21 protein-coding genes are annotated in these 23,962 nt (G+C 68.9%); 16 read left to right on the top strand and 5 right to left on the bottom strand.

All coding sequences use genetic code 11. The annotated features are described in order from the left end of the window. The first annotated feature begins 81 nt into the window (after window positions 1-81). From U3653_RS08485 to U3653_RS08500, 4 genes are all read left to right on the top strand, one after another. On the top strand, window positions 82-1,026 hold the full coding sequence (locus U3653_RS08485) for a Sco1979 family transcriptional regulator (RefSeq protein WP_323124091.1): 945 nt from the start codon (window positions 82-84) through the stop codon (window positions 1,024-1,026). Window positions 1,027-1,127: 101 nt separating this feature from the next. After that, window positions 1,128-2,078, top strand: coding sequence for a Sco1979 family transcriptional regulator (locus U3653_RS08490; RefSeq protein WP_195079073.1), 951 nt, complete (start codon window positions 1,128-1,130; stop codon window positions 2,076-2,078). A 153-nt stretch (window positions 2,079-2,231) separates the two neighbouring features. Continuing rightward, entirely contained in the window at window positions 2,232-2,891 is a 660-nt protein-coding gene (locus U3653_RS08495; protein WP_195079074.1) for a TetR/AcrR family transcriptional regulator, read from the top strand. Then, entirely contained in the window at window positions 2,873-3,454 is a 582-nt protein-coding gene (locus tag U3653_RS08500) for an Rv1733c family protein (RefSeq protein WP_195079075.1), read from the top strand. The genes U3653_RS08495 and U3653_RS08500 overlap by 19 nt, the downstream gene beginning before the upstream one ends. Before the next feature lie 216 nt (window positions 3,455-3,670). Here U3653_RS08500 and U3653_RS08505 read toward each other — a convergent pair whose 3' ends face one another. After that, window positions 3,671-5,221 (bottom strand): acyl-CoA carboxylase subunit beta, encoded by a 1,551-nt coding sequence (locus U3653_RS08505; RefSeq protein ID WP_195079076.1) that lies wholly within the window; start codon window positions 5,219-5,221, stop codon window positions 3,671-3,673. 566 nt (window positions 5,222-5,787) lie between these two features. Between U3653_RS08505 and U3653_RS08510 the strand changes: the two genes are divergently transcribed. The 4 genes from U3653_RS08510 to U3653_RS08525 are packed head-to-tail and all read left to right on the top strand — an operon-like array spanning window position 5,788 to window position 9,840. After that, the gene (locus tag U3653_RS08510) at window positions 5,788-6,732 is read left to right on the top strand and encodes an RsbRD N-terminal domain-containing protein (protein WP_323124090.1); all 945 of its coding nucleotides are present in this window, start codon (window positions 5,788-5,790) and stop codon (window positions 6,730-6,732) included. A 57-nt stretch (window positions 6,733-6,789) separates the two neighbouring features. After that, window positions 6,790-7,740, top strand: coding sequence for an acyl-ACP desaturase (locus U3653_RS08515; protein WP_195079078.1), 951 nt, complete (start codon window positions 6,790-6,792; stop codon window positions 7,738-7,740). An 8-nt stretch (window positions 7,741-7,748) separates the two neighbouring features. Continuing rightward, window positions 7,749-8,765 (top strand): alpha/beta hydrolase, encoded by a 1,017-nt coding sequence (locus U3653_RS08520; protein WP_323124089.1) that lies wholly within the window; start codon window positions 7,749-7,751, stop codon window positions 8,763-8,765. Window positions 8,766-8,805: 40 nt separating this feature from the next. Then, window positions 8,806-9,840 carry an LLM class flavin-dependent oxidoreductase gene (locus tag U3653_RS08525; RefSeq protein ID WP_195079080.1) on the top strand — a complete coding sequence of 345 codons (1,035 nt, stop codon included), beginning with the start codon at window positions 8,806-8,808 and terminating at the stop codon, window positions 9,838-9,840. A gap of 21 nt (window positions 9,841-9,861) precedes the next feature. On the opposite strand, the gene U3653_RS08530 is transcribed toward U3653_RS08525, so the two are convergent. Continuing rightward, window positions 9,862-10,899, bottom strand: coding sequence for a fused (3R)-hydroxyacyl-ACP dehydratase subunits HadA/HadB (locus U3653_RS08530; protein ID WP_195079081.1), 1,038 nt, complete (start codon window positions 10,897-10,899; stop codon window positions 9,862-9,864). 41 nt (window positions 10,900-10,940) lie between these two features. Continuing rightward, entirely contained in the window at window positions 10,941-11,546 is a 606-nt protein-coding gene (locus U3653_RS08535) for a YdcF family protein (RefSeq protein ID WP_323124088.1), read from the bottom strand. A 639-nt stretch (window positions 11,547-12,185) separates the two neighbouring features. Between U3653_RS08535 and U3653_RS08540 the strand changes: the two genes are divergently transcribed. Genes U3653_RS08540 through U3653_RS08555 form a run of 4 tightly spaced genes read left to right on the top strand, consistent with a single transcriptional unit; the run spans window position 12,186 to window position 16,310 of the window. Continuing rightward, entirely contained in the window at window positions 12,186-13,496 is a 1,311-nt protein-coding gene (locus tag U3653_RS08540) for an ABC transporter substrate-binding protein (RefSeq protein ID WP_195079082.1), read from the top strand. A 3-nt stretch (window positions 13,497-13,499) separates the two neighbouring features. Continuing rightward, on the top strand, window positions 13,500-14,345 hold the full coding sequence (locus U3653_RS08545; RefSeq protein WP_323124087.1) for a carbohydrate ABC transporter permease: 846 nt from the start codon (window positions 13,500-13,502) through the stop codon (window positions 14,343-14,345). Next, window positions 14,342-15,208 carry a carbohydrate ABC transporter permease gene (locus tag U3653_RS08550; protein WP_195079083.1) on the top strand — a complete coding sequence of 289 codons (867 nt, stop codon included), beginning with the start codon at window positions 14,342-14,344 and terminating at the stop codon, window positions 15,206-15,208. The genes U3653_RS08545 and U3653_RS08550 overlap by 4 nt, the downstream gene beginning before the upstream one ends. Before the next feature lie 13 nt (window positions 15,209-15,221). Then, window positions 15,222-16,310 (top strand): ABC transporter ATP-binding protein, encoded by a 1,089-nt coding sequence (locus tag U3653_RS08555; protein WP_195079084.1) that lies wholly within the window; start codon window positions 15,222-15,224, stop codon window positions 16,308-16,310. Window positions 16,311-16,377: 67 nt separating this feature from the next. On the opposite strand, the gene U3653_RS08560 is transcribed toward U3653_RS08555, so the two are convergent. Further along, the gene (locus tag U3653_RS08560) at window positions 16,378-17,256 is read right to left on the bottom strand and encodes an oxygenase MpaB family protein (protein WP_195079085.1); all 879 of its coding nucleotides are present in this window, start codon (window positions 17,254-17,256) and stop codon (window positions 16,378-16,380) included. A 40-nt stretch (window positions 17,257-17,296) separates the two neighbouring features. Next, complete coding sequence (locus tag U3653_RS08565) at window positions 17,297-18,142, bottom strand: oxygenase MpaB family protein (RefSeq protein ID WP_195079086.1); 846 nt, start codon at window positions 18,140-18,142, stop codon at window positions 17,297-17,299. Between the two features lie 465 nt (window positions 18,143-18,607). On the opposite strand from U3653_RS08565, the gene U3653_RS08570 reads away from it, so the two are divergent. The 4 genes from U3653_RS08570 (at window position 18,608) to U3653_RS08585 (ending at window position 23,947) form a co-directional block, all read left to right on the top strand. Further along, on the top strand, window positions 18,608-19,252 hold the full coding sequence (locus U3653_RS08570) for a dihydrofolate reductase family protein (protein ID WP_195079087.1): 645 nt from the start codon (window positions 18,608-18,610) through the stop codon (window positions 19,250-19,252). 262 nt (window positions 19,253-19,514) lie between these two features. Then, window positions 19,515-20,525 carry an alpha/beta hydrolase gene (locus U3653_RS08575; protein ID WP_397070414.1) on the top strand — a complete coding sequence of 337 codons (1,011 nt, stop codon included), beginning with the start codon at window positions 19,515-19,517 and terminating at the stop codon, window positions 20,523-20,525. A gap of 187 nt (window positions 20,526-20,712) precedes the next feature. Continuing rightward, complete coding sequence (locus tag U3653_RS08580; protein WP_195079088.1) at window positions 20,713-21,549, top strand: DUF4111 domain-containing protein; 837 nt, start codon at window positions 20,713-20,715, stop codon at window positions 21,547-21,549. Window positions 21,550-21,913: 364 nt separating this feature from the next. After that, on the top strand, window positions 21,914-23,947 hold the full coding sequence (locus tag U3653_RS08585; protein ID WP_435406554.1) for a TerD family protein: 2,034 nt from the start codon (window positions 21,914-21,916) through the stop codon (window positions 23,945-23,947). Window positions 23,948-23,962 lie beyond the last annotated feature (15 nt).

Here is a 23,962-nt window from a genome sequence, read left to right on the forward strand (position 1 = left end):
ATGTGCTTACACCTGCGCATACGCCTCGGTGCGCCCGGTTCGGTGCTGGAGTGCGGGCACCGAGCATGGGAGACTCTGTGCATGCGTGCTTCGGTAGTGCGGCCTCAGAACGAATCCATCGGGCGTGGAACAACTCCCGCCGTCGAGGGCGGTCCGACCGCCTTACGGATGATCCTCGGCGCGCGGATGCGGCGGCTGCGGGAGGCGTGCGGCATCTCGCTCGAGGAAGCGGGCGAGGCGATCCGCGGCTCGCATTCGAAGATCAGTCGCTTGGAATTGGGACGGACCGGTTTCCGGGAGCGCGACCTGGTGGACCTGCTCGCGCTGTACGGCGTCACCGACGAGCGCGAGTGCGCGGAGTTCAAGCGGCTGGCCGAGCAGGCGAACACCTCGGGCTGGTGGCAGAGCGACACCGACTGGCTGCCGAAGTGGTTCGACACCTATCTCGGGCTCGAGCACGCCGCCCAGCTGATCCGCTGCTACGAGCCGAGGGTCGTCCCGGAGCTGCTGCAGACCCCCGAGTACGCCCGCGCGCTGTTCGTGCTCGCGCATCCGCACGAGGACGAGGAGGCGATCGAACGGCGGGTGGCCCTGCGTATGCGCCGTCAGGAGATCCTGACCAGGCCGGACCCGCCCCAGATGTGGCTGATCGTCGAGGAGGCGGCGCTGCGGCGCAGGATCGGCGGATCGCAGGTGTGGCTGGCCCAGCTCGATCACCTGCTGCGGGTCGCGGACGCGCCGAACATCACCGTGCAGGTGCTCGCCGATCACGTGGGCGGTCCCGCGGTGTCCGACGGCGCGTTCACCATGCTGCGCTTCGCCGAGTCCGATCTGCCGGACATCGTGTACCTCCAGCAGCTCACCGGCGCGCTGTACCTGGACAAGGACGCCGATCTCGCGGCCTACCGCGCGGTGGCGAACCTGCTGTCGGTGCATGCCGCGCCCCCCGAGTACACCCGCGATCTCATCGCGGCCTTGCGCGAGCGGGAGCCGCAGATCGTCGAGCTGCCGTCGGGTTCCGCCTGATCGGCTGGACCCGGCGGCCGATCCGTGCGCCTGCGGATGCGCGGCGCTACAGGGACTTTCGGCCGTAGATAACGCCAGGGTCACCATGGCAGACTCGGGGCATGCGTCCTTCGAACGTACGACAGGCGGCCGATGCGGCGGGGCTCGGCGCCCAGCCGGTGTCCGGAGGCGGGCCAACGGTCCTGCGGATGGTCCTCGGCGGACGGCTGCGTCGCCTGCGCGAGGCCAAGAACATCACCCGCGAGGCGGCGGGTGAGGCCATTCGCGGGTCGCATTCGAAGATCAGCCGGCTGGAGCTCGGGCGCACCGGCTGCCGGGAACGCGATCTGGTCGACCTGCTCGACCTCTACGAGGTGACCGACCCGGCGGAACGGGATCGGTACCTGGAACTGGCCAGGCAGGCCAACGCGTCGGGCTGGTGGGCGCGGGACAACGACTGGCTGCCGAAGTGGTTCGACACCTATCTGGGGTTGGAACAGGCGGCACGCCTGATCCGCTGCTATGAACCCAGGGCGGTCCCCGAACTGCTGCAGACCCCGGAGTACGCCCGCGCGCTGCTGACGCTGTCGCATCCGGGCGAGCCGCAGGACGCGATCGAACGCCGGGTCGCGCTGCGCATGCGCAGGCAGGAGATCCTCGCCGGTGCGCACCCGCCGCAGGTGTGGATGCTCATCGAGGAGGCCGCGCTGCGCCGCAGGATCGGCGGCTCGACCGTCTGGCGCGCCCAACTCGACCGCCTGCTGCACGCGGCGGCACAGCCGAACATCACCATCCAGATCCTGGCCGATCATGTCGGCGGCCCGGCGCTCACCGACGGCGCGTTCACCGTCCTGCGCTTCGCCGAGTCCGATCTGCCGGACATCGTGTACCTCCAGCAGCTGACCAGCGCGCTGTATCTGGACAAGATCGCCGACCTGGACGTGTACTACGCGGTGCTGAACCAGCTTTCGCTGCTGGCCCCGTCACCGGAGCACTCCCGTCGGATGCTCGAGATCTTGCGCGACGGCGTTGCGCCGACGGTCGACGAACCCGTGGACAAACGGAGAAACTGACCGGCCGCAGGCCGCACCCCGCCGCCCGCTCCGGCCCGGCATCCCAGGCGATTCAGCGCGCCCGAATGGGGCATTTTCTCCTGCGAGGTGATGCGCATGCAGGGGAAGAGCAAAGTATTGTCCCATTGGGACAATAGGGGTATGCTCGAGTGCATGAGCGACGACGGTGTCGGTCTGGACGGCCGTCGGCTGCGCACTCGGCGCAGCCGCGAGGCGCTGTCGCGCGCGGCGTTCGACCTGCTCACCGAGCGGGGCCTCGACGCGGTGGCCGTCGAGGACATCGCGCTGCGGGCCGGGGTCACCCGGCGCACGTTCAGCAGGCACTTCGCCTCCATCGAAGAGGCGATCCTCGGTGATGTCGACCAAGACGTGCATCTGTTCAACGAAGCCCTGTGCCGTCGTCCCCTTGCCGAGCCGCCCCTGGTCGCCTATCGCGGCGCCGTCCACGACTGGCTCGCCACCGAGTACGGCGGAGCCCGCGCGTCGCTGCTCGCCCGCCGCTGGGCGCTGTTCCAGCGCTTCGAGGACGAACCCGAACTGTTCGCCGGCTACCAGCGCATCCGCATCGAAGGGCAACGCGAATCGGTCCGCATCATCGCCGCGCGGCTGGGGGTGGATCCGCAGACCGATCCGCGTCCGGCCGTCGCGGTCGGCGCCGGTGCGGGCATGCTGCTCGCGGCGCTGCAGAGCTGGGCGGCAGGCCCGGATCCGATGGGACTGCCCGGCCTCGTCGAGGAGTTCTTCGACACCCTCGTCACCCTCACCGCCGAAATCCGCAACGAGGAGTCACCGTCATGTCTACCGGGTCGGTGAACATGTACCGCCGCACGTGCCGACGCGTCGGCTTGGATCGCAACCCCCTGCGTCGCGGCGAAGACCGTGTGCAGACGGGGGTGGCGGTGCTGCTGGCCCTGGTGTTCCTGATCGTCGTGCCCATACTGGCGGTGACGGTCGGCGGCCGGGTGTACCGCGTCGAGACCGCAGCGGTGCAAGCCGAGACGGCACGGCTGCACCGCGTCGACGCCACCGTGATCGAAACGGGGAAGGCGCCGCTGTACGCGCCGGTGGTGCCCGCGCGCGTGTCCTGGAAGGACGCCGACGGCGTGGACCACACGGGCGACTACCAGTCGACCACGGTGGTCGAGCCGGGTTCCACCGTGCCGATCTGGCTGAACGAACGCGGCGCGATCGTCGAGCCGCCGTCGTCGACCCAGCCCGCCAGCAAGGCGGTGATGCTGACCGCCGGTGCGGTGCTCGGCGTTTCGATCCTGCTCGTGGGCTGCTACCTGCTGCTGCGCCGCGGACTCGATCGGCGGCGGCTGCGCCGCTGGGAGACCGAGTGGATGACGGCCGATCTCACCTGGGGGCACGGCTGAGCCGTGGTGCGGCGTGCCCGCCGGGCGAGGGTAGGGAACAGGCGCAGCGGGCACGTCGCGTGCCGGACCGCGACGCGGCGAACGACGCTGGTCCGGCACTGTCCTGAGATTAAGGCATCGGCGCACCGGACGGCCCGATTCGCCGCGGATCGCCGGAGATCCCACCACATGGATCCGGTTACGTTGTGACACAACATAACCGGATCCATGTGCCGCCTAGACCGGGAAGAGGCTGTGCTTGCGCGGGTTGGGCTCGGCGCTCGCCTCTTTGTCCCGCAGCAGGCGCAACGCGCGGCGGATCTCGAGCCTGGTGCGCGATGGTTCGATCACCGCGTCGATGTAACCGCGCTCGGCGGCGATCCACGGGGTGGCCACCGTGGTGTTGTACTGCTCGATCATGGCGTCGCGCACCGCGGCACGGTGCTGCGGGTCCACCTGCGCGAGCTGCCGCTTGCCGACGATGCTCACCGCGCTCTCCGCGCCCATGACGGCGATACGCGCGGTGGGCCAGGCCAAGCTGACGTCGGCGCCGAGTTGCTTGCAGCCCATCACGGCGTAGCCGCCGCCGTAGGCCTTGCGGACCACGACGGTCACGATCGGCACGGTCGCCTCGATCACCGCGCGGAAGAACCGCCCGCCGCGCTTGATCACCCCGCTGCGCTCCTCCTCCACACCGGGCAGCACGCCGGGAGTGTCCACGACGAAGATCAGCGGCAACCCGAACACGTTGCACAGTCGGATGAAATGCGTCGCCTTGTCCGAGCATTTGGCGTCGATCGCGCCGCCGAGCACCAGCGGCTGGTTCGCGATCACCCCGACGCTGCGTCCGTCCACCCTGGCGAAGCCGGTGATCAGGTTCTGCGCCGTGGCCGCGCTGATCTCGTGGAAGTCGCCGTCGTCGAATAGGCGCAGCAAGATCTCGTGCATGTCGTAGCCCTGCCGGTCGGCATCGGGAACGATCGAGTCCAGCTCCAGATCGTGCGGCGTGACCTGCGGCTCCAGCCCGGGATTGACGACAGGGCCCGGCTCCAGGCAACTCGTCGGCAGATAGCTCAGATACTTCCTCGCCCAGTCGAAGGCGTCACGCTCGGTGGCGGCGACGTGGTGGACGGTGCCGGTGGCGGCCTGCGCCTGCGCGCCGCCGAGTTCCTCCATGCTCACCTCCTCGCCGGTGACCTCCTTGATCACCTCGGGGCCGGTGACGAACATGTACGACGTCTCGGTCGCGATCAGGATGTCGGTGTTCACCGGTGCGTAGACCGACCCGGCCGCGCATTTGCCCAGCATGATCGACACTTGCGGCACGAAGCCCGACAGCCGTTCCTGGCGGCGGCTCATCAGCGCGTACCAGGCCAGCGAGGTGACCGCGTCCTGGATACGGGCGCCGCCGGAGTCGTTGATCGCGACGACCGGGCAGGCGTTGCGGGTGGCGAAATCCAGTGCCGCGGCGACTTTGCGCCCGAACATCTCGCCGACCGAGCCGCCGAAGACGGTCTGATCGTGCGCGATCACCACGACCGGCCTGCCGTCGATCCGGCCGCGACCGGTGACCACGCCGTCGCCGTACATGGCCCCCGGTGTGCCCGGCTGGCGCACCAGCGCCCCGATCTCCACGAAGCTCCCCGGGTCGAGCAGCGCGCGCACCCGCTCGCGCGCGCTGGGAATGCCCTTGGCCTTGCGCTTGGCGATGCCGTTCTCGCCCGCGGGTTCCTCGGCCAGCTCCAGGATCCCCCGCAGCTCGTCCAGCTTTTCGCGCGTACCGCTCATATGTCTTGTCGCCCTTCGAAACTCGTCGCGACGCCGTACGGCAGCGCGGCGCTCGATGCTATCGGCGGCGCGTGCTGCTGCACAGCGATTCGGGAGAACTCTCGGAACAGCTCACAGGTTTGCCTCTCGATCCAACGGTTCATAGCACGCGAGGACGCGGGCCGGTGCGACGACACGGACTGTGCGACGTCCCAATCGTGGCCGTGAGTGTCGATGAACCGTCCTCAGAGCGCGGGCGGGGACTACTCACGGCGGCGCCCCCGGATCTAGGGTGATCTCGACGCAGCGCCGGAAATGCGCGGACGGCGCTGCGTCACATCCTCCGGAATGCGGTGGGTCCGCGGCGGCGCGTGCCGGGACCCGAAAAGCGCGGTGCCGCAGCGGTTCCGTTCGTGCCCGACGAGGCCCCGCGAATTACCATCGAAAAACTTGTGATTGCGCCCAACGGGTCGGGCGGCCGCTGATGACTTACCCGATTCGGCGGCACATATCTCGATTCCATCACGATCCGACGCTAACCTTCGGGAGGCATGATGGGCAGGCAGCCGAGAACGAGTACCGAGACGTTGACATCGAAACTCGTCGCACACCTGGCCGGGCGTTCCGGCCGCGACGCGTCCGGCGACGTCGCGACGACCGCGCGGAATTGTCTCGCGGCCGCCGTCGAACTGATGGCTCCCCGTCCGGCGCCCGCCACCGCCCGGCCGCCGGAGATCGCGGGTTTCGCCTCGCGCTGGGCGCGGGAGGGCATCGCACTGGAAACGGTGCTGGCCGCGTATCACGACGAAATTCGCAGCGGATTGGAATTCCTCGCCGACGAGGCCGCCGACGAGCACAGCGATCATTTCCTCGCGGGTGCGCGACTGGCGGTCCACGTGCTGGAGATGGTGACCGTGGCGGCGTCCACCGCCTATGTCGACGAGCACCGGGCGGTCGCGCGAGAACATCAGACCGCGGCTCAGACGCTGGTCTCCGCGCTGCTCGGCGGGCACGCGGTGGGCGAACTCGCCAGGGCGACCGGCATTCCGATCGCGCGGTCGTATCAGGTCGTCGCGCTCGGCATTCCGGCGCACCCGGACGAGCGAAGACCCGTCACGGGCACGGACGCGGCCCGGCGCAAGCTGCGCCGGGTGCAGGCCGCACTGGCCGATCCGCTCGGCTCACGGGCGCTTTCGGTGCTGTCCGCCGCGGGCGGCACGGTGCTGGTTCCGCTCGACGACGTGCCCGCCCGTACCGGAACCTTCGCCATGACCGACGACGTGCTCGCCATCGTCGGCGAGGCCGCCGAGGTCCCGCTGACCGCGGCGGTGGCCACCGGCCGCACCGCGCGCATCCCGGAACTGGCCGGCCGCGCACACGATCTGCTGGACCGGCTGCGGGCCGCGGGCAGGCCGCCGGGACTGTATCGGGTGGCCGACGCCGGCGAAACCCCTGGTTGTGAACTGCCCCAGCCCGGCCATATGGCCATCGTCACCGCGCCCAACGATCGCGTGATCGGTCGTTCCGCCTGATATTTCGCCGGTATCGTCGACTGTGCCCTGATCTCTGGGGTGAGCAAAGGAGTTCGAGTGACCACCGCGTTGTCCGATCGCGATATTCTGCGCGAGCTGGAACCCACCGCAGAACGCCTGCTCAATGATCATCTGCGCAAGGCGAAGTCCTGGAATCCGCACGATTACGTACCGTGGGACGACGGGCGCAATTTCGCCGCTCTCGGCGGAATTGATTGGGAGCCGGGCCAGTCCACGCTTTCCGAGGTCGCGCAGACCGCGATGATCACGAATCTGCTCACCGAGGACAATCTGCCGTCGTATCACCGGGAGATCTCGGACTCGTTCTCACTGGACGGCGTATGGGGTACCTGGGTGGGCCGGTGGACCGCGGAGGAGAACCGCCACGCCATCGTGATGCGCGACTATCTGGTGGTGACCCGCGCGGTCGATCCGGTGCTGCTGGAGCAGGCCCGGATGGCGCACATGACCACCGGCTTCGCCACACCCCACACAGAGCAGCAATTCCTCCACTCGGTGGCGTACGTCACATTGCAGGAGCTGGCGACCAGGATCAGCCACCGCAACACCGGAACGGCCTGCGAAGAACCGATCGCCGAGCGTATGCTGCAGCGTGTTGCCGCCGACGAGAACCTGCACATGATCTTCTACCGGAACATCAGCGCCGCGGCCATCGACCTGGTGCCGAACGAAGCGCTGCGCGCCATCACCACCGTGGTCACCCGCTTCCAGATGCCGGGGCTGGGCCAGCCGAACTTCCGGCGCAACGCGGTGCTGCTGGCCAAGCACGGCATCTACGACCTGCCCCAGCATCTCCACGTGGTTTTGCGTCCGGTGCTGCGCGCGTGGCGCGTGTTCGAACGCGACGATCTGACCGGCGACGGCGAACGCGCCCGCGAGGAGCTGCACGCCTACCTCGAAGACCTGGAGATGCGGGCGCGGCGGTTCGAGGAGCAGCGCGAACGCGCCGCGGTCAGACAAGCGGAACGGGCCGCCGCGGCCGGATGAGTCCCCGTGTGCCGATCACCGCGGTGGCGATGGCCCTCATCGCCACCGTCGCCGCTGCGCCCGTGCTCGCCGATCCGGCGCCGCGGACCCCGCCGCCCGCCGTCGACCCGGCCATGACCCGCACCGGGCTGCTGTCGATCGAGGACATGGGCGGGGGACACGAACGGCTGTCGATCGCCTCTGCGGCGATGCGCCGCGTCATCACCGTCGACATCCTGCGCGGCGGCGGCGAGGCGCCGCGCCCGGTGCTGTACCTGCTCGACGGTGTCGACGGCGATCCGACGTCGGCCTGGCTGACCAAGGGCGGAGCCGCCGAGTTCTTCGCCGGCAAACCGGTGGACGTCGTGCTTCCCGGCGGCGGCACCGGCAGCATGTACAGCGACTGGGTCCGGCAGGACGCCGCGCTGGGACTCAACCGCTGGGAGACCTTCCTCACCACCGAGCTGCCGCCCATCGTCGAGTCGCTGCTGCGCACCGACGGGCGCCGCGCCATCGCGGGGGTGTCGATGGGCGCGCAGGCGGCGATGATGCTCGCCCAGCGTCATCCGGGCTGGTACCGGGCCGTCGCCGGGATGAGCGGGTGCTACTCGACCGCCGATCCGCTCGGTCACGCGGTGACCACCATCACGGTCGCCTCGCGCGGCGGCAACGTGAACAATCTCTGGGGGCCGCCCAGCTCACCGGAATGGGCCGCGCACGACAGCCTGCTGCACGCGGAGAATCTGCGCGGCACCGCCATCTACCTCTCGGCGGCCACCGGGCTGCCGACCGGAGCCGATCTGGTGTCGGTGGCGAACTCCCCCTCGGTCGCCGACGCTCTGCAAACCGCGGGCGGCGGTGCGGCGTTGGAGGCGGGCGCGCGGGCCTGCACCGAGCGGTTCGCCGGCCGGCTGTCCGAGCTCGGCATCCCCGCCACCCTGGAATACACCGCGCAGGGCATGCACACCTGGCCGGACTTCCAGGAGCAGCTGCCGAAGGCGTGGCGGGTGCTGGCGCAGGCGCTGGGGCTGCCGACGCCGTCGTGAACCGGCGGAATCAGCGCGGCGCGGTCGCGTTGACATCGGTATGACCTCGGCGCTGTCTTCTGTCCGGTTCTCCGTCCTCGATCGCTCGCGCGTCCGCCGCGGTCAGAGCCATCCGGCCGCGTTGCGGGAGACCGTCGAGTTCGCCCGGCTCGCCGAGCAGTGGGGATATCACCGCTTTTGGGTGTCCGAGCACCACAGTGTGCCCGGCGTGGCCGGCTCCGCGCCGACCGTGCTCGCGGCCGCCGCCGCGGCGGCGACCTCCCGGATCCGGATCGGTACCGGCGGTGTGATGCTGCCCAACCACCAGCCGCTGGTGGTCGCCGAGCAGTTCGGGGTGCTGGAATCGCTCTACCCGGGGCGCATCGACATGGGTTTGGGCCGCTCGGTCGGCTTCACCGACGGCGTGCGGCGGGCGCTCGGGCACGACAAACGCGACGCGGAGGATTTCGACGCCCAGCTCGCCGAACTGCTGGCGTACTTCACCGAGGGCAGGCACGGCGTGCACGCGTGGCCCGCGGAGGGACTGCGCGTCCCGGCTTTCCTGCTGGCGACCGGGTCCGGCGCCGAGCGCGCCGCCCGCTTCGGACTGCCGCTGGTCATCGCCGCGGTCGGCGGCGAGGATCGCATGGCGGAGGCCATCGAGCGCTATCGCGCCCAGTTCCGTCCCGGTGCGGTGGCCGCGGCTGCCTACGTGGTGGTGTCCGCGTCGATCGTCGTCGCCGACACCACCGCCGAGGCGCACCGGCTGCTGTTGCCGGAAGCGTGGTCGGCCGTGTACGCACGCACCCGGGGCGAGTTCCCGCCGCTGCTGCCGCCGGCGGACATCGAGGCGCGCACCATGACCGACCGGGAGCGCCGGATCTTCGACGAGGGTTTGCGCGGCCATCTGTACGGCACCGAGGACGAGGTCGCCGACCGACTGGAGCGGCTGGTGCGCCGGACGGGCGCCGACGAGGTCCTCGTGCACACCAGCACGTACGACCGCGCCGCCCGGTTGGAATCGCACCGCAGGCTGGCGCTGCTCACCGGCTTGCCGCAGGCGGGTGCCCGCGGTCGGGCCGATACGGCGGCCTGATCGGGCCCGCGCGTCACCGCCTTACGGGAAGCGCACCTCGGCGGCGGCATAGCCGAACAGTCTGCGTCCTTCGGCGCGCGCGTCGACCGCGACGGTCGCCCGCCGCTTGCGCGGGTCGAGCGAGGTGACCCGGCCGCGGAAGTGGATCACGCCTGTGCCCAAGGCAGGTATGCGCAGGTAGTGCGTGTTGTGCGCGAACTGCGCCCGGAAACGGGTGAGCGTCGCGGGGTCGCCGAGCCAGGAACTCAGGAACGAGGTCGCCAGACCCAGCTTGAGCATGCCGGGGGCGACCACGGTCGGCAGGCCGCTGGCGACCGCGACCCGCTCGTCGAACAGCACCGGATTGGCTTCGCCGGTCACCCCGGCGTAGTTGACCAGGTCGCCCCGCGACAGGCGCATGGTGCGCACGGGCAGTTCGTCGCCGATCGACAGGTCGGCGAAATCGATACGCGGACGCGGGATCCGGCGCAGGGGCGTCGGCGCGAGGTGATCGGCCGCGGCCGGGACGACGGCGCTGCCCCGGGCCGGTGCGTCCGGGCGCTGATGGCGCATGGCTACTCTGCGCACGGCGTCGGCCAACCCCGGATCGCGCCCGCCGACCCGGGCGAGCAAGGCGCTGGAGCCGGTCTGCACCACGATGCCGTGCTGGTCGATCAGCACGCTCTTGATCGCGAGAACGTCGTAGTCGCCGAAGTGGCGGAAGGATTCGAAATAGATGTCGCAGGTCAGCCGGTCGCCCGCGACCAGCGGCCTGCCGAAGTCGAAAACCTGGTCGGCGTGCAATATCCGGGTCGGGTCGTAACCGGTGATCAGCGTGTCCAGGATTTCGCGGTGCACTCTGGTGAGGATTATCGAGCTGAATGTGGCGGGCGCGATGAGTCCGGGGAAGCCGAGTTCGGCTGCGGCGTCCTCGCTGCGATGCGCGGGATGGGAATCTTGGACCGCGCGAGCGAATTCCCGGATCTTCTCCCGTTCCACCTCGTAGCGGAGAGTGGAACGATAACGATGGTCGACGAGTGACCTGGCCTGCTCGGCCGGATTCGCCGCGGTGTCGTTCATGGTTGCTCCTGTATTGCGAAGAGGTCGGCGGCGGGGTCGCGTCAGAAGAGCGGCCCGAACCGCCAGGCCAGGGGAGGCACCTGCTCGGGAGTGACGGTGCCGACGACGTCCACCCCCGCGTCGTGGAAGGTGCCCACCGCGCGGTCGAGGTGGTCGGCCGAGGTGATCACCACGGCGTCGCGTGCGCCGATCGCGCGCATGATCGTCGCCGAGCGTTCGGCGTTCTGCGCGGTCGTGCCCGCCTCCGGTTCGAGATGGACGCGCGCCGCCGGCATGCCGTGAGCGATCAGCCAGTCGGCCATCGCCCGCGCCTCGGTGACACCGTTGCGGGCGTTGCCGCCGGTCACGATGATCGGCGAGACGGGAGCCAGCAGGGCCTGCACGTATCCGGCGTGCAGGCGCTCGACCAGTTCCTGGCGCATGCCGCCGTCGGGCAGCAGTCCGTAGCCGAGCACGACGATGGCGGTCACCGGTCCGCGCGGTATCGGCATGGGCGCGGGGATCGGCGCCTGCGTGGCGGTGGTCGCGGGTCCCGCCTCGGCGGAGCCGGTGCCCTGCGCCGCGGCGGAAGGAAGATGGGTCAGCGCGGCGGCGACGGCGACCGCGCCGAGCACGATGCGAGCAACGGGAATCGCGATGGCGGACACGGAATCTCCAAACGGTTAGCCACCGGTTGGCCACCGGCGGCTGGGGTGCAGCGTCCTCCATGATGCGGCCGCAAAACGTTGCGGAACCGTGATCACCTGGTGATCTGGACAATTCACCGTTTTCCAGCCGATCGCTTGTGCCGGACGACCCTTCGCCGAATTCGGGAATTGCCTGCTTCCGCATTTGCTTTGTGCCGTTTCCCTAGTCGCGGCGGAAGTGTTCGTGAGGTCTCCAGACGCGCTCGGTGCGCGTGGTCGGCCGCGTGCGCCGGTTCTAGCGTTGGCCGGGCATCGGTGCCGTCGGCCAGCGCAGGCCGTCGATCATCGCTGTTCACCGAATGACGTGTTTCCGCCGGGCGGCGTGGCTCGTGCCCTGACTTCGCCGCGCCCGCTCGACGGAAGCGCCGACCGCCACGCGTTACGCCCGCCGGACGGGATCCCTCAACCCGCCTCTGTCCGGCGCGCACGTCCCCGGCGCGCGGCGGTGAGCCCACCGAGCGGATCCTCGCACCCTCCGCTCGGTGGGCATCGGGGAGTGCTGCGGACCGTCGCGGGCATATTGACAATATCTCTCAGCGCACCTATGTTGACCGACCTGACCGAAGTCGGAAACACCTTGTGCCCGAACAGGAGCCATGCATGCTGGTGTCCGGTTTGACGCGCAGATCCTTCTTGCGCGCGGCGGGCTCCGGCGCGGCGGCCCTGTCCGCAGCGGCCTGCACCGGCTTCGCGACCAGCGGCAACGGCGGCATGATCTTCCTGTCCACCCAGTTCCGTCCCGCCGACGAGGCTGAGCGGTTCCGCACCCTGCTGGCCGCCGCCGCACCCGGCGTCGGTTACGTGACCATCGAGGAGAGTCCGTTCGCAGGCCAGGTGCGCAGCCAGGTCGACGCGGGCGCCACCAGGATCGGTCTGCTCGGCGGTCTGCACGGCGACATCGCGCCACTCGCCGACGGCTACCTGGAAGACCTCACCGGATTGCTCGCCGACCTCGGCGGACGCGGCTGGCAGGCGGACTACCTCGACCTCGCGAAGGTCGGCACCGATCGCACGTGGTACATCCCCTGGGCCACAGCCAGTTACGTGCTCGCCGCGCATACGGACGCGCTCGCGCACCTGCCGTCCGGAGTCGACGCCGCCTCGCTGACCTACGACCAGTTCCTCGACTGGGCCGTCGCCGCGCGGCGCGCCAACGGCAATCGCCCCGTGCTCGGGCTGCCCGCGGGGCCGAAGGGCCTGCTGCACCGGTTCGTCCAGGGCTTCCTGCTGCCCTCGTTCACCGGCGGCCAGATCACCACCTTTCGCTCGAGGGAGGCCGTGACGGCGTGGCAGTACCTGCGGGAGCTGTGGGCCAACTGCGCACCGTCGAGCACGAATGCCGACTTCATGCAGGAACCGCTCGACAGCGGGGAAGTACGGATGGCATGGGACCACGTCGTGCGCCTGGTTCACGCGCCCGAGCGCGACCCGCGCGACTGGCGGATGCTTCCTGCGCCCCGGGGCGCACATGGTCTCGGCTACATGGCCGTGATCGCCGGGCTCGCCATCCCCAAGGGCAGCACGGATCCCGAACTCGCGCAGCGGACGATCAGCACGCTCACCCGCCCGGAAACCCAATTGCGGCTGCTGCGTTCCAACGGTTTCTTCCCGGCGGTGGACACGGCGATCCCCGCCGACCTGCCCCCGGCCATCCAGCTCGAGGCCGACGCGGTGCGCAGGCAGCAGGAGGCGCCCGGCGCCGTTCTCTCGCTGCCGCCGGTGGGTCTCGGCCAGCGGGAAGGTGAGGTGAGCAAGGTCTTCAAGGACAGCTTCCGCTCGATCGTGCTCGACGGGGCCGACATCCGCTCCACGCTGGATCAGCAGGCCCGGGTCCTGCAAGGCATCCTCGACGAGCTGAAAGTGCCGTGCTGGGCTCCCGACCCGGCCGCCGACCTCTGCCGGGTGGGGTGAGCAGTGCTGTCGCGACTACGTTCCCCGTGGCTCCTGCTGCTGCCGTCGATCGTCCTGCTGCTGGCCCTGTTCGGCTGGCCGCTCGTGCAGGCGGTGCTCGAAGCGTTCCGCGGCGGCGGCGGATTCACCCTCGCCAACTGGGAACGGCTGTTCGACGATCCATACGTGCTCACCGCCCTGCGCAACACCCTTCTGTTGATCGTGATCGTGGTGCCGGTCCAGCTCGTGCTCGCCGTCGGCATGGCGCTGCTCATACAGGCCCGGCCGCGGTTCGCCGGCGGCCACTTCTATCTGTGGTGCCTGCCGCTGGCGATCTCCGAACTGGCCGCGGGCCTGGTGTGGCTGGCCGTTTTCGACAATCGCGGCTACCTGAATTCGCTGCTGGTCGGCATCGGGCTGTCCGACGACGGGGTGCAGTGGCTCAGCTATCGCAACGCGGGCACCATGCTGCTGGCCGTGGTGGTCGCCGAGGTCTGGCGCGCCACGTCGCTGGTGTTCGTCATCGTGGTGGCGGGCGTGCAGATGATCCCGCGCGACTACGACGAGGCCGCGCAGGTGTTCGGAGCCGGCCTCTGGCAACGGCTGCGGCACGTGACGCTGCCGCTGCTCGGGCCGAGCCTGCAAGTGGCGCTGATCCTGCGAACCATCCTCGCGTTGCAGGCCTTCGCCGTGGCACAGGCGTTGACCGGCCGGGACTTCCCGCTGCTGGTCGGCGAGACCTACGAGTGGTACGCGAATCTGCAGAACCCGGCGGTGGCCAGCGCCGTCTCACTGATCGTGCTGGCGATCTCGCTGGGCACCGCCGTGTTCTACCTGCGGGCGGTCCGGCAGCCGGAGCAGGCCCGATGACCTCCGACAGCGCCGCGCGGCGCGCACTGCCGCCGATCGACCGCGCACCACTGCGCAGGCGTCGCAGGCGCGCGGTGTGGGTGCAGCTGGCCTGCACGGCGGTGAGCCTGTTCATGGCGCTGCCGATCGTGCTCATCGGACTCGCAGCGGTGTCCTCCCGCGCGGCGCTCACCGAGTTCCCGAAGCCGCTGATTCCCAGCGAGTTCTCCACCGAGACCCTGGTCTCGTTCTTCCGGGCCACGGGAACCGCGGGCGCGCTGGGCAATTCGGTGCTCGTCGGCCTCTACACGGTGTTCTGGTCGCTGGTCATCGGGGCGCCTGCGGGCTACGCGCTGGCGCGGCACGCCTTTCGCGGCAAGGACACCTATCAGGTCTTCGTCCTCTTCGTGCGCGCGCTGCCGATCGTGGTCCTCTCGGTGCCGCTGGCCACGGTGTTCCTGCGGCTCGATGTGTACGACACGGTGTTCGCGGTGACCCTGGTGCACACCACGCTCGCGTTGCCGACCACCGTACTCATCACGGCGAGCATCTTCGTCGCGGTGCCCCCGGATCTGGAGGAGGCGGCCCAGGTCTTCGGGTGCACGCGGTGGCAGGCCGCGCGCCGGGTCGTGGTGCCGCTGGCGCTGCCGGGGCTGGCCGCGTCATCGATCTTCACCTTCGTCCTGTCCTGGAACGAGATCCTCGGCGCGACGATCGTGACGCTCGGGCACCGCACGCTGCCCGCGCAGGTGCTCACGGCGCTGGACGAGGCGTCGACCGCCTACCGTTTCGCGGGCGGCTTCGCACTGATCATCCCGGCGCTGGCGTTCATCTTCGTGATGCGGCGCTACCTGGTGAACATGTGGGGGACGACGCTCAGATGACAGGGGTTCGCTGATGGCCGAGGTGCTGGTCCGCGATCTGGTCAAGACCTATCCCGGCGGCACGGCCCGTGCCACCGACGAGGTCTCGCTGGAAATCGCCGACGGCGAGTTCATGGTGCTGCTCGGGCCGTCCGGCTGCGGCAAGACGACCTTGCTGCGCATGATCGCGGGGCTGGAGCTGCCGGACTCGGGGCAGATCGTGATCGGCGGCAAGGACGTCACCTACCTCGAACCACGGCGGCGCAACCTGTCGATGGTGTTCCAGTCCTACGCGGTGTTCCCGAACAAGAAGGTCGCCGACAACATCGGCTTCGGCCTGCGCGTGCACGGCGTGCCCGCCGACGAGATCCGGCGCAAGGTCGCCTGGGCCGCCGAACTGCTGCAGCTGACCCCGTACCTGGACCGCTACCCGGCGCGGCTGTCGGGCGGGCAACGGCAGCGTGTCGCGGTGGCGCGGGCGATCGTGATGGACGCCGATGTGCTGCTCATGGACGAGCCGTTGTCCAACCTCGACGCTCTACTGCGGCTGTCGTTCCGGGCCGAGCTGAAAAGACTGGTCGCGGAGCTGGGCACCACGACCATCTACGTCACCCACGACCAGGTCGAGGCCCTGTCGCTGGGCAACCGCGTCGCCGTGCTGCGGGACGGGGCGGTCGTCCAGTGCGGCCCGCCGACCGAGGTCTACGACGACCCGGCGACGGAATTCGTCGGCGGGTTCCTCGGCAGCCCGCCGATGAACTTCCTCACCGGCCCGGTCGCCGCGACCGAGGCCGGGCCGCGCTTCGATCTGGGCGGCCAGTCGCTCGCCGTTCCGGCGGCGCTGTCGTCGTTCGCGGGCGGCACGCTCCGGCTCGGCATCCGTCCCGAGGCCATCGTGGTGCGCGAAGGCCCCGCGGAGGCGACAATGCGCGGCGAACTCGAAGTGCTCGAGCCGCTCGGCTCATCGACCCTGCTCACCCTCCGCGTCGGCGGGCAGACCGTGAAAGTCCAGGCGCCGCCGGGCTTCCGCGCCGCCGAGGGCGACACGACCGATCTGTACCTGCCGCCCGAGGCGTGCCGCTGGTATGACCCGGAGACCGCAATGCTCTTGCGATACAGGTGATCCGATCACCGGGGCCGCTACGGCGCCATGCTGGTGCGCACGGCGACCTCGCATATTCCGCCGAGGGCTATACGACGGTGGCTCCGGTGACGTAGCGCAGCCGCATATCCCAGACCGCGGCGCGCATGCTCAGTCGCATGACGGCCCGCGGAGTGAGCCGGTCGAGCACCCGTAGCAGGCGCTGCCAGCGATCGAATCGTTCTTGCTCGACGGCGGTCCAGGTGCAGCCCAGCTTGTCGCGCAGCTGTGCCGGGAGGTAGCCGACGGTCATGAACAGATTCCAGTCGCCGAACAGCGCTTGGAACGGGGCGGGGAGGAAGTCGAGACGGGCGATGCCGATGAGGAAATCGCGCATCCGGTCGTCGAATTCGAGCCGATCGAGTCGGTTGTTCCGATACTGCTGGAAGGCCGCGCGATCAGCGGGCCACATCTCGCGCGGCACTTGCAGGGTGGTCGCGAAGACGGCCGCGGCGCGGTGCACGGCGTCGGGATCGTGGTAGGTGCGGCCACCGCGCAGCCGGCGGGTGTCTTCGAAGACCGCGCTCATGCAGGCCGCGACCCACAGTTGCAGGTGGGGATCGAACGCGCTGTAGCGTACCGGGCTTCGCGACGACGACCGCACCTGAACATGCGCGTCGTTGACCGCCTCACGATAGATGCGACGGTCCTGGGCATTGCCCGCGACAGCCACCGCGATGTAGGTCATTGTGGTGCGACCGCGCTTGATCGGGTGCTTGTGGAGGTTGCCGCTGTCGACTTTGCTCTCCATCACCCCGTAGGCGACGCCGGCGTCGGCGAGCTGCATCACGACATTGGCCGCCCCGTAGGCCGGTGACAACCATGCCGAGATCTCGTCGGCGAGAAACAGTGTGTCGAGCGAGTCGGTTTCGCGTCGTCTCGCTCGCGTGGTCGCGGGTGCGGCTTCCCGGGCCGCGGGCTGGCTCATGATTTCGTCCTTCTCCGGCTTCTTCGACGGGACAACGATGTCAGGGGAGCACGGCGGTGCGGTGGGCGACCGGATGGCGGATCTTGTCCGGCAACAGCCGATCCAGCATCCGCACCGTGGTGACGGCGCGGTCGAATCGCTTCGCGCGCGCGGGTGACCACGCCAATCCCAGCCGGTCCCGCAACTCGGGCGGCATCATGCCCGCGGTGGTCAATCGGAGCAGTGCCGCCAGCGGAACGGCGAACCCGTTCCACACCGTTTGCGGCAGAGGCAGCCGCGGCGGCACCGGCATCGGCTTGCGGTCGAGTTCCAGCAGCAGATCGGTGGCGGCATTGCGTTCGAGGACGTCCGCGACCGTGCGCCGGTAGTACGCCCAGAATTCCGCGCGCGTGCGCGGGACGACCCGGTCGGGGATGCGCAGAACTCCGGCGAGGTCCTGCCATTCCCGGAACAACGCCTCCTCGCGGTCGGTGTCGACATGTCCGTCGAACACTCGGCGGACCTCCGCCGGGCCCGCGTAGCCGGTGGCATGCACCCACAGATAGGCGTCGGCGTTGAGCGCGTGGTAGCGGCGTCCGTGCGCGTCGGTGCCTGCGATGTCGCGGTGGACCTCGCGCAGCCGCAGCCCCTCGGCGAGCGCGGCCTCCGACCCGTGGAATCCGTTGATCCGCCGCACCGAGGCGAAGGTGCGGGTGATGCGCGCCCACCGATCGCTGAGGAACTCGGAATGATCGATGACGCCCGCGCCCACCACCGGGTGCGCCACCTCCAGCAGCAGCACGGCCCGGCTCGCCAGCACGGTGCGCCAGTCCACGCCCCATCGCCAGGTCGCCGAACCCGGGCCCACAGGGCGGAGCGCGGACGTCGTCACTGGTTCCTGTTTCATCGTCGACATTCTCAGCCGTCTCTTTCGCTGCCGAGTGAGGTCGGAAGACCCGAAAAAAATACCGTCCCGTCATCCGGGTGGGCGATGTCCGCCCCATCCAAATGATAGAGAGATGTTCTGATTCTATCATTCCGTGCTGCGCTTGCCCAGTGTCGGGGACCGAAGGCGTCTCTGGGCTTTCGTCCAAGACATGTGTTGCGCTGAGTCGGCGGAGACGTCGCTGTAATCGTGGCGTGCTGCCGAATCCGTGCGTTGATAGGTAAAAGCCACCTCTCTATCGGTGAGGCGATGAAATCTGCGTCTGGTCGCCGACTGCGCCCTCGTTCGCGCGCCGAGGAACTTCATCGCCGGATTGATCCGACTCCGCCCCGTCCGGAGTCGGAATGTCGTGCCCAACTGCTTGCGACCCGAGATCGGTATGGGTAGATTCCAACCGATTGCAAATTGCAATCAGAAAGGGTTTCGATGTCACAACAGGTGCGCGTGCAGAACTTCAACATCTACAGCGACGGATACGGCGCCGGGGAAGGGCAGACCTTGGAGCGGCCCTTCGGTCACGCGGATCCGAGCGCGCTGTTCGCTTGGTGCGGCGCCACCGCGCACTGGCCCAATCGGACCGACCCCGGCGGGACCTACGGCCTCGACGACTACTTCACGCGCGACTTCCGCAACAACATCGGAGCGGAGATCATGGGCCGCAACAAGTTCGGCCCCCAGCGCGGGCCGTGGGACAACCACGACTGGCAGGGGTGGTGGGGCGACGAGCCGCCGTTCCATACACCCGTGTTCGTCCTCACCCACCACCCCCGGCCATCGTTCACCCTGGGCGAAACCACGTTCCATTTCCTCGACGCGTCTCCACAGGAGGCGTTGGCACAGGCCTTCGAGGCCGCCGACGGCAAGGATGTGCGCATCGGTGGTGGAGTTCGCACCGTCCGCGAGTTCCTCGACGCGGACCTGATCGACCAGATGCACATCGCCGTCGCCCCGGTCGAACTCGGTCGTGGGGAAAGACTGTGGGCCACCCCGGACGAACTGACCGACCGCTTCCATCTGGAACGGGTCCCCAGCCCCAGCGGGGTGGTACACCACTTGTTCTGGCGACGCTGACAGCGGCGCGGTCTCGCCTCTTGTGTCGCACCCTCAGAGGCGATCCAGCCGATTCGTGAGGTGTCCAGATCTGTCGAACGGGGAAGCTGCGCCGCTTTCCCCGGTTCTAGCGTTGGCGGAACTCATGTGCGTCGAGCAGCTGCATCGGCGCCGGGTGGACGAACGCGACGGTGGAGGAAACCAAACGATGAGACGACGTTCGGACTTCGACGCCGGATGGACTGCCGGACCTGTCGAGGATTCCGCGAGAGTGCGAATCGGAATGGTCTGCCGCTCCATGGTGCACGCGCTCGTTGTTCTGGCGGCGGTGTTCGCGGTGACCGCGGGTACGGTCACGACGGCATCGCCCGCGCGGGCCGATGCCGCGTCGATCACCGGTTCGTGGGCGGAGGACGAGCGCACGGTGCAGGTGCGGGTGCATTCCGCGGCGATGGGGCAGGACATCATGGTGAAGGTGCTGCGCCCGGCTGATCGTTCGGTTCCGCGGCCGACGTTGTATCTGTTGAACGGGGGCGGCGGGGGTCAGGACAGCGCGACCTGGCAGAAGAACACCGATGTGCTGCGGTTCCTCGCCGACAAGGACGTCAACGTCGTGCAGCCGGTGGGCGGGCGCTGGAGTTATTACACCGATTGGCGCGCGCCCGATCCGAAACTGGGTGTGTACAAGTGGAAGACGTTCCTCACCGAGGAACTGCCGCCGCTGATCGACGCCGAGTTCGGCACCACCGGGGTGAACGCCATCGCCGGCCTGTCCACCTCCGGTACCTCGGTGCTGCAACTGCCCATCGCCAAACCGGGCTTGTACCGGGCGGTCGCGGCTTACAGCGGTTGCGCGCAGGTCAGCGACCCGATCGGGCGCGAGTTCGTGAAACTCGCGGTGGAGAGCTGGGGCGGGGGCGACACCGAGAACATGTACGGCCCGCCCGACGACCCGATGTGGGCGGCCAATGATCCGTACCTGCACGCCGACCAGTTACGCGGCATACGCCTGTTCCTGTCCACCGGAACCGGCGTTCCCGGAATGTACGACGTCTACAACGGCTCGCATATGCAACCCGGCCCCCGTGGCTACCTCAACCAATTGGTGCTAGGGGGCGTGATCGAGGCCGCGGTGAACTGGTGCACGCACAACATGCGCGATCGCCTCGACTCCCTCGGCATCCCCGCCACCTATGATTTCCAGCCCACCGGGACTCATTCCTGGGGCTATTGGCAGGAAGCGCTGAAGAATTCCTGGCCCGTACTGGCCGACGGGCTGGGCCTGCCGCACTGAGGCCGTCGGGCGCCGCGGCTTGATCAGAAGTGGTTCGCATCGTGCCGGAGGATCCCGAGTTCCGAGCATGGCTGCCACCTGATCGACCTCGGCGGGTCCGGGCGGCCCGAGTCGGCGCCGGCGGACAGCTCCGGTGATTCCTGCGACTTCCGGCCCGGGACCCGGCCTCGGCGGGATACTGGCCCGCATGACCCACGTCCTGGTGGATCCCCACGTCCTTCCAGCCGAGTTGCGTCCGTACCTCGATGCTCTCGCGCTGCGCGCTCGCACCGTCTGCGGATCTCATCTGGTGAGTGTCTTCGCGGTGGGATCGGTCGCGCTCGCCGACTATCGGCACGGGCGCAGCGATGTCGATGTGGTGATCGTCGTCGCCGCGTCGCTGCCTGCGCGGAGCTTGCATGACCTGGCCGAATCGCTCGCGCATCCGGAGCTGCCCTGCCCGGCGGCCGGGCTGGAGCTCGTGGTCTACGACGCGGATTTCGTCGCAGCGCCATCCAGAGCGGCCGGTTATCTCATGGACCTGAACACCGGTCCGATGCTGCCGAACCGCGTCAGTTTCGATCCGTCCGATTCGGCAGCGTTCTGGTACGTCATCGACCGCTCCATCGCATACCAGACCGCGTGTCTCCTGTACGGCGCTCCCGTGCGGCAGATCATGGCGGCACCGTCGCGGCGCGACGTTCATGCCGCGCTCCTGGGCTCGGTTCGCGAACACGCCGGGGGAGAGGGCCATCTGGGCGACAACCGGGTGCTGAACGGCTGCCGAGCGGTAGCGTTCTGCCGCACGGGCCGCTGGCTGGCCAAACGCCGAGCCGCGCAGATGATCGCGGCCTCGGAGCCAGAGTTCGCCCCCCTCATCGAAACAGCCCTGCGCAGCTTCCAGCGCCCACGCTCGGCAGCACTCCCACTGCCCGCCACCGACGTTCGAACCTTCCTGGCTTGGGTGGAGAACCGCGTCGACGAAGCCGCGACCCAGGCAGCGCTCGGCGATGGTGTGGAAACCAACAGCGGCACAGACGAATAGCGTCATTCTCGCGCGGTAGGCCAACGGTCTCGACCTGTCTCCGCTATGGAACCGCGCCGACGGGAAGCCCAGCCTCAACATGTAAGTTTGTCGATATGCGCATCCAACTATGAAATTCCCTACAAAGCGCGCAGTCGGATCCGCATAACCGAAGCAAGGAGGAGCCGGGCGTCGGCTCCAGCGGGGGCCACGCCGCAGCCCGCACCGCGGTCCCTTCGCGGAGTGTGTAACAGCGGAATCGCTTACCCCGAATAGCAGTGCGTCGCAGCCAGGTTGCCTGCGATGCATTGGGGCCGGGATCTGAACCGGCTGACGCGGATTTCCTGTCACCGCGCGTTCCGGATTGTAGAAGGGTGGAGCCTTGATGTCGTCGATTCTGGCCAAAGGGCAGAACGTCTCGCTGCCGGACGATGTGGTTCGCATCGATGTCGTGCTCGGGTGGACCGAGACGGAGATCGAAGTCGACGCGTCCGCATTATTGCTGCGTGCGGACGGAAAGGTCGGCTCGGACAACGATTTCGTCTTCTACAACCAGCCGGAATCGCCCGACGGATCTGTGCGCTTCTTGGGAACGAGCGCGACCGAGGAAGGAGCGCAGGCCCGGATCGCGATCGACTTGTCCACGGTTGCGGACACGGTGCACACCGTGGCGCTTGCGGGCAGCGTCGGCAGCGGCACCTTCGGGCAGCTCGGCAAACTCGCGTTCCGGGTCGTGGACGGCGCGGGACAATCGCTCGCCGAGTACGTCACCGCCGATGCCACCAGTGAGTCGGCGTTCGTGTTCGGCGAGGTGTACCGCCGTGGTGGGGTGTGGAAGGTCCGGGCCGTGGGCCAGGGATGGGAATCCGGGCTGGCCGGGCTGGCGATGGACTTCGGCGTGGACGTGGACGACGATACCGAGCCGGATCCGGTCGACCGGCCGCTCGGTGACGTCCTCGCGCAGGAACCCCAGCGGACCGTGCCTGCGGACGTGAGCCCAGCCGGTGCCGCCACGCCGGAGAAGATCACCCGAACGGATGCTCCGGCAACGCCTGCCAAGGGCGTGCGGACCGCCAAGCGGGTCGCGAAAAGGGCGAAGCCGATGGAGTTCGAGCTCGCCGAACACGAGGGATGGCAACCGGCCCGGCTGTTCTCGGTGTTCGGCGTCGGCGCAGGAGAAGAGCAGGAACGGCGTGCCACGTCGGCGCTGATCGCCACCATGCAGGCCGTGCGTCCGTTCGCGCGGGCCTTGTGCGCCAGGATGGGCGCTCCCGCGGGCGCCTTCGAGGGGTACGTCGAGGTGCAGTACCAGCGGGGAGAGTCGACCGTCATTCCGGACGCGGTGCTCAAAGTCGTCCGGGGCAGCCGGCTGTGGACGGGTTTGCTGGAGGTGAAGACGGGCAACGGCAAGCTGAGGCGCGAACAGCTCGAGAGCTACCTCGAAGTGGCGCGCAAGAACAAGTACGACGTGGTGGTCAGCTTGTCGAACGACGTGCCCGCCGGGCCGGGCGAGCTTCCCGTCCAGGTCGATCGCCGCAAACTCGCGAAGGTGGCGCTGCGGCATCTGTCGTGGGCGGAGGTGATGCACGAAGCGCGGATGCTGCTGTCACACGGTGGCATCGAGGACGATCTGCAGAACTGGATACTGAGCGAGTTCCTGCGGTACCTCGGCCATCCTCGGTCCGGGGCGCACGAGTTCGTCGACATGGGCCGCCACTGGGTTGCCGTCCGCGACGCGGTGGTGGCAGGCACCCTCCGGGCCGGCGACCAGAAGGTCCTCACCGTCGCGGACGCCTGGATGTCGCTGTCGCGGCATCTCGCGCTGCGGCTGACCGCGGAGCTCGGTGTCGGCGTGAAGCATGTGCTGCCCCGCCGGCACCGAGCGGATCCGGCCGCACGCAACGCGGCCGTCGCGGAGCGATTGGCGGGCGAGGGTAGCTTCGAGGCGGTCTTGCGGATTCCGGACACCGTGGGCGATCTGACGGTGGTCGCCGATGTGCGCACCAACAGGATTCGCTGCCGTACCACGCTGGACGCGCCGAGTGAGGGCACCGCAGGCCGGCGGCTGGCATGGTTGCTCAGGCAACTCGTGGACGCTCCGGGTGACGTGCGGGTCGAAGCGGTGTTCTCGGTGCGGGGCAACGAAGCGTGTGAGCACCTCGACACCGTGCGAGAGAATCCGAAGGCACTGACCGACGGCCGGTCAGGGGAAATCGTGTCCTTCTCGCTGGAACAGTCTTTTCCGATGGGCAACAGGCGATCCGGCTCCGGGACCGCCGCGACGTTCATCGCCAGTGTGACAGCGGCGACGGATGCGTTCTACGGATCGGTCGTGCAGCCGTTGCGGGGGTGGGTGCCGCCGGCGCCGAAACAACCGGAACCGGCCGAGACCGGCGTCATGACGTCGGTGGATGCCTGAGCCGCTGCTGTCGGA

Origin of the sequence: Nocardia implantans (genome assembly GCF_035544775.1) — a bacterium.
GTDB lineage: Bacteria > Actinomycetota > Actinomycetes > Mycobacteriales > Mycobacteriaceae > Nocardia > Nocardia implantans.